The organism is Kosakonia sp., assembly GCF_032052965.1.
Lineage (GTDB): Bacteria > Pseudomonadota > Gammaproteobacteria > Enterobacterales > Enterobacteriaceae > Kosakonia.
Genome location: NZ_DAMBVN010000013.1, coordinates 119,267 through 130,992, shown reverse-complemented (window position 1 = coordinate 130,992; position 11,726 = coordinate 119,267). Strand labels below are relative to the sequence as shown.

The 11,726-nt window shown below is 52.9% G+C and carries 13 protein-coding genes, 1 tRNA gene and 1 pseudogene; 5 read left to right on the top strand and 10 right to left on the bottom strand.

Features of this window, described 5'->3' with window-relative positions; translation table 11 throughout:
• Nucleotides 1-75 precede the first annotated feature (75 nt).
• From RTX30_RS16015 to fic, 3 genes and pseudogenes are all read left to right on the top strand, one after another.
• Nucleotides 76-768 carry a hypothetical protein gene (locus tag RTX30_RS16015; RefSeq protein WP_312691163.1) on the top strand — a complete coding sequence of 231 codons (693 nt, stop codon included), beginning with the start codon at nt 76-78 and terminating at the stop codon, nt 766-768.
• Nucleotides 768-1,384 (top strand): annotated as a pseudogene (locus RTX30_RS16010) (phage integrase family protein); the annotation flags it as partial. The gene RTX30_RS16015 and the pseudogene RTX30_RS16010, both read left to right, overlap by 1 nt.
• A 133-nt stretch (nt 1,385-1,517) precedes the next feature.
• Nucleotides 1,518-2,594, top strand: a complete 1,077-nt coding sequence (fic, locus tag RTX30_RS16005) for a protein adenylyltransferase Fic (RefSeq protein ID WP_312691161.1) — start codon at nt 1,518-1,520, stop codon at nt 2,592-2,594.
• A gap of 200 nt (nt 2,595-2,794) precedes the next feature.
• On the opposite strand, the gene RTX30_RS16000 is transcribed toward fic, so the two are convergent.
• Together RTX30_RS16000 and RTX30_RS15995 are read right to left on the bottom strand one after the other, a co-directional pair.
• Complete coding sequence (locus RTX30_RS16000; protein WP_312691160.1) at nt 2,795-4,477, bottom strand: phage integrase central domain-containing protein; 1,683 nt, start codon at nt 4,475-4,477, stop codon at nt 2,795-2,797.
• 221 nt (nt 4,478-4,698) lie between these two features.
• A tRNA-Leu gene (locus tag RTX30_RS15995) sits at nt 4,699-4,783 on the bottom strand.
• A 414-nt stretch (nt 4,784-5,197) separates the two neighbouring features.
• Between RTX30_RS15995 and RTX30_RS15990 the strand changes: the two genes are divergently transcribed.
• The gene (locus tag RTX30_RS15990; RefSeq protein ID WP_312691159.1) at nt 5,198-5,797 is read left to right on the top strand and encodes a response regulator transcription factor; all 600 of its coding nucleotides are present in this window, start codon (nt 5,198-5,200) and stop codon (nt 5,795-5,797) included.
• An 86-nt stretch (nt 5,798-5,883) separates the two neighbouring features.
• On the opposite strand, the gene RTX30_RS15985 is transcribed toward RTX30_RS15990, so the two are convergent.
• From RTX30_RS15985 to RTX30_RS15950, 8 genes are all read right to left on the bottom strand, one after another.
• The gene (locus tag RTX30_RS15985; RefSeq protein ID WP_312691158.1) at nt 5,884-6,417 is read right to left on the bottom strand and encodes an RNase A-like domain-containing protein; all 534 of its coding nucleotides are present in this window, start codon (nt 6,415-6,417) and stop codon (nt 5,884-5,886) included.
• A gap of 158 nt (nt 6,418-6,575) precedes the next feature.
• A complete protein-coding gene (locus RTX30_RS15980; protein WP_312691157.1) occupies nt 6,576-6,956 on the bottom strand; it encodes a hypothetical protein in 381 nt (126 codons plus the stop codon).
• Nucleotides 6,953-7,366 (bottom strand): hypothetical protein, encoded by a 414-nt coding sequence (locus tag RTX30_RS15975; protein WP_312691156.1) that lies wholly within the window; start codon nt 7,364-7,366, stop codon nt 6,953-6,955. The genes RTX30_RS15980 and RTX30_RS15975 overlap by 4 nt, the downstream gene beginning before the upstream one ends.
• Nucleotides 7,367-7,422: 56 nt before the next feature.
• On the bottom strand, nt 7,423-7,905 hold the full coding sequence (locus tag RTX30_RS15970) for a ribonuclease (RefSeq protein WP_312691155.1): 483 nt from the start codon (nt 7,903-7,905) through the stop codon (nt 7,423-7,425).
• 20 nt (nt 7,906-7,925) lie between these two features.
• Nucleotides 7,926-8,381 (bottom strand): lysozyme, encoded by a 456-nt coding sequence (locus tag RTX30_RS15965; protein WP_312691154.1) that lies wholly within the window; start codon nt 8,379-8,381, stop codon nt 7,926-7,928.
• On the bottom strand, nt 8,374-9,081 hold the full coding sequence (locus RTX30_RS15960) for a DUF2589 domain-containing protein (RefSeq protein WP_312691153.1): 708 nt from the start codon (nt 9,079-9,081) through the stop codon (nt 8,374-8,376). The genes RTX30_RS15965 and RTX30_RS15960 overlap by 8 nt, the downstream gene beginning before the upstream one ends.
• 48 nt (nt 9,082-9,129) lie before the next feature.
• On the bottom strand, nt 9,130-9,774 hold the full coding sequence (locus tag RTX30_RS15955; protein WP_312691152.1) for a DUF2589 domain-containing protein: 645 nt from the start codon (nt 9,772-9,774) through the stop codon (nt 9,130-9,132).
• 193 nt (nt 9,775-9,967) lie between these two features.
• Nucleotides 9,968-10,420, bottom strand: coding sequence for a lysozyme (locus RTX30_RS15950; RefSeq protein WP_312691151.1), 453 nt, complete (start codon nt 10,418-10,420; stop codon nt 9,968-9,970).
• Nucleotides 10,421-10,657: 237 nt separating this feature from the next.
• Between RTX30_RS15950 and RTX30_RS15945 the strand changes: the two genes are divergently transcribed.
• On the top strand, nt 10,658-11,677 hold the full coding sequence (locus tag RTX30_RS15945) for an NAD(P)-dependent alcohol dehydrogenase (RefSeq protein WP_312691150.1): 1,020 nt from the start codon (nt 10,658-10,660) through the stop codon (nt 11,675-11,677).
• Nucleotides 11,678-11,726 lie beyond the last annotated feature (49 nt).

Sequence of the window (11,726 nt, the reverse complement as noted above, 5' to 3'; positions counted from 1 at the left end):
AAAACCAACCGACATTACTAACTGAAGGTTGTATCTAATCCTGGGGGCAGGTCATTCTCATTAAAAGGAACAACTATGGCTGACTGGTTTATTGCCACCGAAGGCGTAAAGGTCGTGAAAGACAGCGCCAGCCTGTGGCCACAGATCATCACGGCGGTTTCATCCGCGGGCGCGGCTCTTGGTGGTGTTTGTCTTACTCATCACTTTACACGCAGACGGGAAGAACGGACGGCAGCTGATAAAGCGGCTGCTGAACGACTTTATATAGTCACAGAACTTGTCTTCCTTCTGGAACGCTATGCCTCAGGATGGCTGTATCTTCGCTGGAGTGATCTTGGTTCACTTAGAAGGGACAACAGGATACCCTCGATAGATCTTTCGGGCGCAAGCGGTGATTGGCGTGTTTTGCCTCCAAGACAGATATTCAGAATCCGCTCACTTGAAGCAGACCATGTTGCGATTATTTCTCGGATTAACCGGTTAGAGGATTCTTATGACTCGCGCTACGAGCTATTTCTTAATTTTATATGTTTTGAAGCCGCAGTAAGAGCTTTTATTCTGGCCGCAAAATTGCGCAGGGTAGCCGGGTTGCCCGATTCGCCCCATCTGAGAGACAAGTCGGGAATGTTATCGGAACTTCGTGAAGCACGTCGACGCCACTGGTCCACAGAGGCTCGACTGCGTAGATCTGACAATAAGGCATACGATTCTTTGATGTCACACATGTCTTCCACGGAAGCGAATGAATGTAACAACAAGAGTAACTGATGACCGGTATTGTCACGTACAGCGACTCATACCCGCAGGCACATCTGCTGGTGGCCATCGATTACCCGGCCGCGCTGGCACTGCGCCAGATGGCTCTCGTACAGGATGAACTGCCGAAATACCTGCTAGCACCGGAAGTCTGTGCCCAGCGCCACTATGTCCCGGATCTGCACCGCAGGATGCTTCTGGCGACACTGCGGAATACCGGCGCGCACATCAACGAAGCGCTTGCCCTGACGCGGGTAGATTTTTCGCTGGCACCGCCGTACCCGTTCGTGCAGCTGGCCACGCTGAAGCAGCGCGCGGAAAAAGCGGCCAGAACGGCAGGCCGTGCGCCGGCTGGGAGTCAGGCTCACCGGCTGGTTCCCCTGTCTGACAGCCAGTACGTCAGCCAACTGGAGATGATGGTGGCTACTCGGAAAATACCGCTGGAGCGCAAAAACAGACGCACCGGCCGGACGGAAAAGGCACGGCTCTGGGAGATCACCGACCGGACAGCCCGGACGTGGATGAATGAAGCCGTGGGCGCCGCTGCGGCCGACGGCGTGACCTTCTCCGTGCCGGTGACCCCGCACACGCTCCGGCACAGCTATGCCAGCACATGCTGTACGCCGGTAGATACATTTGTGGTATCGACACGTTTTGCTCATATGTCGATAGAAGCACTTTTTATAAACATGAAGACGTGACAAGTCGATACCATCGACATATCATGGCAATATGTCGATAAAAATGATTATTTTAAACGTATGAGCTGGAATCCCGAAATCCCCTATAACGCACTGCCAGTACTGCCCCCCGACTTGGAGCGCATAGAAACACGTCGGGTACTCAAGGCATGCATCACTGCACGCGCAGCTATCGCTGAGCTGAAGACTGCCGGTGAATTGATTCCTGATCAAGGTTTACTGATAAACATCCTTCCCATGCTGGAAGCGAAAGACTCTTCGCGTATCGAAAACATTGTGACAACAAGCGATCAGCTTTTCCAGTATGCAGACCGGGCTGAGAACGCAGATCCTTCTACAAAAGAAGCCCTGCGCTACCGCACGGCATTGTATGAGGGCTTTGAGCACCTGAACGCATACCCGTTATGTACAAATACAGCTATTTCCATTTGCACCAAATTGCGCGCCGTACAAACAGACATCCGCAAAACACCGGGCACCGTGTTGCGCGACCAGGATAACAACGTCGTGTACACCCCCCCCGTGGGAGAAGCCGCCATTCGTGATTTACTGGCGAACTGGGAGCGCTTCATTCACGCAGAAGATGACCTGGATCCGCTGGTGAAAATGGCGATTTCTCACTACCAGTTTGAATGCATCCACCCCTTCCCGGACGGGAATGGTCGAACCGGGCGCATCCTCAATATCCTGTATCTCATCCAGACAAAATTACTTTCGCTGCCGATTCTCTATCTGTCGCGTTTTATCCTCGAAAGGCGCAGCGATTATTACACCCTGCTTCGCAGCGTAACGGCTGATGGAGAATGGGAGGCATGGATCCTTTTCATGCTGGAAGCGATCGAAAATACAGCGCGGTGGACAACGAAAAAAATCGCCATAATCCGGGCCCTCATAGCAGAAACAACCGATTACATCCGGGAAAAGCTGCCGAAAATTTACACCCATGAGCTGCTCCAGATTCTGTTCGCGCAGCCCTACTGCCGGATTGAAAATCTGGTCGATCGCGGAGTGGCAAAACGGCAAACAGCATCGGTATACCTTAAGCAACTGGTTGAGATAGGTGTTCTGGAAGAAATGAGCGTAGGACGCGAGAAGCTGTACATCAATACCCGACTATTGCAGGAATTAAATCAATAAATTACCCCATTCTGAGCGGATATTCCGCGCTCCACGACATAAGAGCCGCCACCTGTTCTGTCATTCCAGAACTGGTGCGCCATGCTATCAGGTTATTGTTATTTTGACCGTAGAAACGGATAATCTACGATTCTGTTCATTATTATAAAAACCTCTACATACCCCTTAGCCATAAATGGTCAGCTTTGATACATAATATATTATCCGTGTTCTCCCGATTCTGTTTCCTCCTGAGCAGCCATAACAACCAGATCAGGCTTAGTTAGTAACAGATCTTTAGGTTTTTCCCCTCGCAGCCAGCTATTTCCTGAACCAAACCATATAGCCAGACCCCAGGGCGTTTTGCGCTCTTTAAAGAGTGAAAGTATCAACGTAACAACCTTGAGAGGTCGAGCCTTATCATCCAGAACGTAGTCGGGATATAAATCCTCACCGTTGACCTTAAGGGAAAAAATCTTTCCGGCAGCTTTCCAGCGTTTTGGACCAGCATCAGTATCGATGGCTTTAAACCCCGCTTTAACCGACAGGTCACTGGCCGTCAGCCATTCCGAATCAGCCAGAATCCATGATTTCAGTTCTTCCAGACGCCGGGCATTACGCTCCTGAAGACTCAGGAGGTCCGTGGTGTCGCCCGATGGTTTTTTGAAATTATACGGCACCACGTGCCGGAACCGGTTGGCATCCAGGTAATCCGCCCACCACTGCATCATTTCCCTGCGCTCTTCCAGATGCTGCGCTTTATGGATGTAGGCTGCCCGCACGCGCTTACGTTCCTGATGGCTCATCTGACGCTCTACCGCATCGCTGGACCACAATCCTGATTCCACCAGGGCGCTACAGGCCATGGTACGAAAGCCGTGGCCGCAGACCTCTTTTTGCGTATCGTAACCCATCACCCGCAGCGCCTTATTGATGGTGTTTTCACTCATCGGCTTGCGGTAATCATGGTCGCCAGGAAAAACCAACTCCAGACCTGGCCGTGTGTGCTGTTTGATCTCATTGAGGAGGGTTGTCGCCTGACGGGAGAGTGGCACCAGGTGAGTGGAACGCATTTTTGCACCGCGCACGGAATATTTCACACCGGGGATCGGTTTACGCTCAGCAGGTATCGTCCACATGGCGTTATCGAGATCAATCTCCTCCCATCGGGCAAACCGCAGTTCGCTGGAGCGGATGAATAGCAGCAGCGCCAGTTTCACCGCCAGTTGGGTTAACTTGCGGCCTTTGTAGTCATCAATACGTTCAAGAAAATCGGGAATGAGATGAAGATCCAGGGCCGGATGGTGACGTACTTTTGCAGTGGCAACCGCCCCGGTTAAATCTGCAGCAGGGTTATGCTCGATAATGCCATTCTGGACGGCGTAGCGCATCACGCAGGCAGTGCGCTGTTGCAGGCGGGAAGCGACATCCAGTTTACCGGCTTTCTCCACTTCTTTAATGGGTAGCAGCAGATCCATCACTTTCAGTTTGGTGATGTCGCGATCGCCATTGGTGGGGAAAACATAGAGCTCGAAATAACGCAGTACCCGCTTTGCGTGTTCTGACGTCCATCTGAGATTGCTGGCGACCCATTCGCGTGCCACGGACTCGAATGTATGAAGCGGTACTCCACCGCGTTTTTCCTCCCTGCGTTTTTCCGCTGGGTTAATGCCTTCAAAAATAAGCCTTCTTATCTCCGCCTGCTTTTCCCTTGCCTGTGCGAGGGAAATCAGCGGATAAGGCCCTAATGACATACGGTTCTCTTTGTTTTCATAACGAAATTTCTGATACCACAGTTTCGAACCGCAGGGATTAATTTGCAGGTAGAGACCGTGACAGTCGGAGAGCCTGTATGCCTTGCCAGACGGCTTGGCATGCCGGATTGCGAGATCTGTAAGCGCCATTTGGGGGTCAACCTCTATCGAACCGGAGAATTGCCCCCTTTTTTGCCCCCAAATCGGCCGGATGTCAATGGATGAAAAACGACCATCACGCACAGTACCCACAATTAGAAAGAGGATAACATTTATATAAATTATCTTTAAATTACAAACGGATATGAACGAATCTGGACGAATATGGACACAAAAAAAGCCACCCTAAGGTAGCTCATTTTTGCATCACTTGGTGCCGAAGGCCGGACTCGAACCGGCACGTATTTCTACGGTTGATTTTGAATCAACTGCGTCTACCGATTTCGCCACTTCGGCACTGAAGGGGATGCGGAAACGTGTTGGATTATACCTGCCGTGGGCCGCTATGCAAGTCACGATCATGGTATCCGCTGCTAAGTGCTGAAAAAATCAGCGCCTGGTCAAACTGTAACTCCCTGCCCTCGCTGCTTGCGGGGTAACCTTCAATTATATTTTACGGGTAAAATAACGCTTCACATTGGCACGCGATTATTTTATAAAAGCCAGCCTACTAATAATCTTGCAAAATAGCGCAGTCGTCTTTTTTAATATATGATATTTTATTAAAAACATAATCCACTTTCAATTTCACTAAACTGGCATATCGGTTAAAAGACCTATGCCAATTAGCCTGTTTCTTTTTTTACTTTTCATTGTTTACTCTGATGATTAATAGACTCAATGAAGAACGCTATTACGTGGAGACGACGCATGCATGTACTCATGATTGACAAGCAGTCGATATTTATTGAAGGAATGGCATCAGTACTGTCGCAATATATTCCGGAGGTGAAAGTTCGTGGATTGAATAATCAAAATGAAATTGACGACACCCTTAACGAATTTCCGGCGTCGTTAATTCTTTTGGACGGAGATGGAAATAAAACTGCGAGTCTCGAATTGCTTGATGCGCTGGCATTGCACCACCCGGCAATCCCGGTGGTGATGCTAATGAATAAATGCCAGCCCACATTACTGCGCCTGTTTCTTAACCATCATGCGATTGCTTTTGTTCGCCGCGACTCGCCGCCAGAAACCATTGCCCAGACGCTGCGCACAGCGTCGCTGGGGATGTTTTGCCTGCCGCAGGAGAGCATTACCCTGCTGGATAATGGCCAGAGCGCGCTGGCCCGGCTGAGCGAGCGCCAGCGCGAGATCCTCAAGCTGCTGGCGGCGGGTGAGTCGAATAAACAAATTAGTCGTCGTTTAAATATCAGCGCCGGAACGGTAAAAGCGCACCTGGAATCCATATTTCGCCGTTTGAATGTGAATAATCGCACTCAGGCGGCAATGATGTACTCAGACGATTAATACTGACCTGTTTTATTTTCTGCTGATGCCTTTTTTCTGAGCAAAAAGGAGCATTATGCGTGGGCATAATGCTCCTGTTGTTTATCTTATTGTTGGGGGTAACTGGTTTGTACGTGCCACAATTGATTCTTTTTAACCAGCTTGATATAAGCTTTCCCGTTATTCTTTATTACAAAGGCACCGCCTGCATCATAGCCTCTGCCTACTTCTACAGGTGTAGTTTTATCATCGAGAGGTAATGATTGATATTCAAAAGAACTTTTACTTTCTTCTTTGGCAGCGCAAAAAGTACGGATAGTTTGGCCAATATACTTCCACATAACGTCAGCGTTTTCCCAGGTGGTTGCTGTGCCCGCTTTGGTGCAACCATCTTTAGGACCATTGGTACGATCTACAAGCCACTGATCTGATTTTGCAATATGGCAGGTATCCATATGACCACCAGCCTTATCCTGCGCTTTTGCCCATTCTGCCGCTGACAGTTTGTCATCCGGGAATACGCAAGCAGGCCCCTTATTCTCTGCAAGTACGCCAGCCGAGAATAAAAACAGTGATGCTGCAACAGCAGAAATAATGCCGTGCGTTTTTACCTTACGTGATAAAACATATTTAACAGACATAATCATCTCCTGCGAGTGGAATAAAAGATATGCGAATTCGCAGGTTCAAATTAACGCCATTACAGCATGTGGAATATTTGGCAACTGGCCGGGAATGGAGTGATAAATGGCCTGGGCCATTTCACGGGGTAACCGGTTCGGCAGTTACCCCGTGTTGATTATTGTGCGGGGGTTCTTTTACGCGGCGTTCGCGGCGTGGTGGCTTTTTTGGTCGCTGGCGCTTTTTTACGCGCCGGGGCTTTTTTCGGTTTTTCATCTTTATGCATGGTGTGCCAGAAATAATAAATTGAAATCATCCCAATGCCGACATCTTTTAAGATCCAGAACGGTAATTCCTGCGCCATTAAAATAACGTTAAATAACAGAAAGGGTAAATTAAGGCAGCCCTGCACAGTAAAACCAAAGGCCGTAATTAATAAACCGATGCGATACCATAACGGAATCGTGAGCATTTTATTGCTCAACGCACTAACAAAAATAATTACCGCGATCGCCACATCCAACAGTGTTACGACCCAGAATAAAAGCTTTAACGTCATGATGATTCCCCCGGTTTAGACCGTCTGGGCGCGCGGCGGCGCGGCGCAGCTTTTGCGCCCCGGGCGGCGCGTTTTAACTCTCCTGCCACCTGCAAAATATCGTGCCCTTCCCGGCGGTTAAAGAAGTTGGCCAGCCAGGCAATCATTCCTACGCTTATCGCCCCGACAAAATAGCCGATGCCCATAGCAATATCGCTGTCTTTAAAGTTCATGCCCAGCCAGCGCGCGATAAACCCGCCGAGCGTAAACGTGGTGCTGACGCTAATCGCGCCGATGATCACCCCGGCAGCAAGCCGGCCATGCTGATGCAGTTTTTTTGGCTGCCAGAAAAAAGAGACGCTCAGCCCGCCAAACAATCCGGCGAGCGCGGCCAGTCCCTGGCTTAATAACTGAATACCGTCAACGGCCATCGCGTTATCCTCCTGAACAGGCGGCCTCAACAAATAGGATGAGGCCGCTAACGTGCCTACTGGCAAGGGGGAAGCGTGACGGTAGTGGCGTCATTATCTGTAGTGAGATAACGCGTCGCGCTTTCCGGGCTGTAGATCAGATGCTTGTTACTACGCAGACCGCGTACGCTATCCACATCTGCGCTGTACCATTTACCTTTGCCCGGTAGCGGTTTACCGGTCCAGAGATCGCCGCCCAGTTGCTTTTTATTCAGCGCCCAGACACTCCATAGCGAATCTTCCGCTTTGCCGCTCCAGCCCAGTTTTAGCGCCTGCTCGCGGGTGACGTAATCAGCGGGCAACACGTCATCGCGGTTCAGGGTTTTGAGCAGAGCCGTCAGCTTTTTCTCATCCTGAACAGTCTTCTTATTCTGCTGCGCCAGTAGCTGGTTGGCCGCCTGCACCACCGCGCTGCACTGCGGCAAGTCGGCACGGGCAGGCAGCACAAACAGCGAGGCCAGCAGTCCGGCCCCCACCACCATCGGGAAATAACGTTTCATCAATAATTCTCCTTGCGCTATCAGTTTAACGGAGCCAGAAACAGCGCACGTTCGGCCTCACGGCGGCGCGTCAGCCCCGCCAGGACGTTACCGCCGGCTTTATTCCAGCGCGGCAGTTGATCGGCCGCCGCCTGGTACTGCCCCTGGTTAAGCAAGCGTAGCAGGGTCGAACTCTGCAAATTGCCCAGCCCAACGTTAAACGCGAAGGCCACCAGTGCATCAAACTGGTTCTGATTAAGATCCACGGTCACCTGCTTGCGGATGCCGCGTTCGGTCATTCCTAAATCGGCGCGCAGCAGATCTTCGGCTTGCTCTTTGGTCAGCGCCTGCGGAAAGCTCTCGTTGGGCAGGATCAAGTGGCCGTAGCCAATGGTCCATTTGCCGACCGCGTCGCGGTACTTCTCAAGACTCAAACCTTCAAAGGATTTAATTAATGTCAGTCCGGCCACGCCGGTGTTCAGCGGTTGATTAGCCATTGTCATTACTCCTGTGGGTGGGTTGGGGAAGAACCTGCCTGGTGTACTCTTCAATGAGCCGCATTACGCTCTCTGGCGGCTCCAGCACGGTGAACTGCATTTCAATATCCACATGCCCGCTATCACGCCCGCTACCTTCACGGCCTGGCGGCGACATGCTGACGTGAAAGCGACTGACTGCGTCATCAGGGGCGCCTGAGAGGGTGCTCTGTTGCTCAACCGCATCGGTGCGTACGGTGAGGAAGACTTTCATCTTCTCGAGCATCAGCCCACGCGGCGTAGACAGCGCCACCAGCGGCAATTTGAAGTGGTGCTCATCGTCTAACGCCATCTCAACGACTTTCGGTACCAGTCGCCCGTCGTCGCTGTGTTCAAAAAAGGGATCCAGCGCCTGCATATACTGGTGGGCGATCAGCTGGTTCGCCGCCGATGCCGCGTGCTGCATACCGCGCGTGATATCCGCCAGCGTGACCGGAACCCCGCCAGGCGTGGAGGGTGGCGTACCGTCACCCGAGGGCGGTGGAGGCGGCGGCGGATCCTGTGGCGGGTCGGCAGGCGGCAGGCCAACGTTCTCTTCCGCGGGCGGATCGGCCGGCGGCAACCCGGCGCTCTCTTCCGGTGATGGGGGTGGCGGTGGTGTAGTTGGACCCGCCTTCGGTTCCGCGCCACGGTTGCCGCGAAGCCAGTCTTTCATTGACATAGTGCGCTCCGTGAGAAATGAGGCTGCCAGGCAGCCTCAGGGTGAACATCAGGGGTGTGCCGCCGGAGCGGGTTCCGCTGCCGTTGGCGTTGCGGGGTAGGCATCAAGCTGTTTGGACTCCAGCTTTTGAGCCTCAGACGGCAGAACAGCCGGGCGTGTTGCGGCATCCGTCAGGAAATCAATCACACGCATCAGGGCTTCCGGCGGTGGCTGACGTTTAACCTGGGTATGGATGCTGTACTTCGCACGGGTATCGCTGGAGCGGGTTTGCTGCGCTTTATGCGACACACGGCCGGAGATTTTCACGCTGAACGGCCCCCAGCCAACAGATGCTTCCAGTGAGGCTTCGGCACTGGTTTCGCTGTTGCTGGATTCGCTTTGAGACACTTCCAGTTCGAAGTCGATGGTGCCTTCTTCGATACTGATGTTCGGGTGAGAGATGGCGGCCAACAGCGGGATGCGCATGGTTTTTTTCACCACGCCCTGAATCACGCCCTTGTCGTCAACCACGGTTTCGTCGTAGTCAAACTGCACTGACTCCGCCTTACCGTCCTTGATACACACCGAGAGCAGGAAGTCGGCATACGCTTTACTTGCCTGCACCTGCGCTTTGATCATTGCCTGCAGAGGACCGCCAATCATGTGCTCCAGCGGCAGTGCATTAATGACCGATCCAATAAATTGTGAATCCATAATGCATACTCCTGTGGGTTATACGAAAACATCGCGTTGCGAATTCGCAAACCCACAGTAACGGGGGCAAGAGCGTGAAAATATTGGCTGGATGACGGTAAAAGACGGGGAAAATGGCCCAGGGCAGACAGCCCAGGGAAAACGCAGAACACGCGGCCTGGCGATCGTCGCAGACAGGCCGCTATCCAACGCATCATACCTCTTTTAAAAACAGCGCTCGTTCCGCTTCGCGCCGCCGGGTCAGCCCGGCCAGCACTTTGCCGCCCGCTTTGTTCCAGCGAGGGAACTGGTCGGCAGCCTGCGAATACTCGCCAGCATTAAGCAGCCTGAGCAGTGTAGAAGTCTGCAAATTACCGGCCCCGAGGTTAAAGGTAAACGACACCAGTGCATCGAACTGGTTCTGATTGAGATCCACCGTTACCAGCCGGTGAAGACTGCGTTCGGCACTTCCCAGATCGGCACGCAATAGCGCGTCGGCTTCGGCCTGAGTAAGCGGCCTGGTGAAGCTCTCATTCGGCAGGATCAGGTGGCCGTAACCGATGGTCCACTTGCCGACGGCATCTTTGTATTTCTCTAATCTAAGCCCTTCAAAAGACTTAATTAATTGCACACCCGCATCGCCAGTGCTGTCCGGTTGATTGGCCATGATTTTGCTCCTGTTTTCAGTGGGGACATCCCCTCCATTTCAGGATGGTTCTGACACATCGTGTTGCAAAGTTGCGGGGCGGAATTAGCCTTGTGGAGATTCCGAAAATCCAGCCGGGAGGAGCCCTGCAGCCGCTCGGTGTTAACGAAACGGGCGATCTACGCGCCAGTGGGCTGCCCGCCGACCGCCAGATGCCCTACACTTCATGCGTTCCCCTCTCAATCAAAGGAATCCGTGATGAGCATCATTAAAAGTTACGCCGCGCCGCAGGCCGGTGCGGCACTGGAGTTGCAGGAGTTCGACGCAGGCCCGCTGTCGGCGGAAGATGTGGAAGTGCAGGTGGATTATTGCGGAATTTGCCACTCCGACTTGTCGATGATCGACAACGAGTGGGGCTTTTCGCAGTACCCGCTGGTCGCCGGGCATGAAGTGATTGGCCGCGTGGTCGAGCTGGGCAGTGCTGCGCAGAACAAAGGCCTGAAAGTTGGCCAGCGCGTGGGCATTGGCTGGACGGCACGCAGCTGCGGGCACTGCGATGCCTGTATTGATGGCAACCAGATCAACTGCCAGAACGGCGCCGTGCCGACGATCCTTAATCGCGGCGGTTTTGCCGATAAGATCCGCGCCGACTGGCAATGGGTGATCCCGTTGCCGGACAGCATTGATATCGAAACCGCCGGGCCGTTACTGTGCGGCGGGATTACGGTGTTCAAGCCGCTGCTGATGCACAACATTACCGCCACCAGCCGCGTCGGCGTGATTGGCATTGGCGGCCTCGGGCATATCGCCATTAAGCTGCTGCACGCCATGGGTTGCGAAGTGACGGCGTTCAGCTCCAACCCGGCAAAAGAAGCGGAAGTGCGCATTATGGGGGCGGATTACGTCGTTAACAGCCGCGATCCAGAAGCGCTGAAAGCGCTGGCAGGCCAGTATGATTTGATCATCAATACCGTTAACGTCGATCTGAACTGGCAGCCCTATTTTGAAGCGCTGACGCACGGCGGACACTTCCACACCGTGGGTGCGGTGATGAAGCCACTGGAAGTACCAGCATTTACCCTGATCGCGGGCGATCGCAGCATCTCGGGTTCGGCGACTGGTACGCCATTTGAGCTACGTAAGCTGATGAAGTTTGCCGGGCGCGCCAAAGTGGCACCGACCACTGAAATGTTCCCGATGTCGCAAATCAATGACGCGATCCAGCATGTGCGTGACGGAAAAGCCCGTTATCGCGTGGTGTTGAAAGCCGATTTTTAACCCGCTGGCTTAGTGGCTTGCTGCCCAGGCAGGCCGTATATGCAACGCG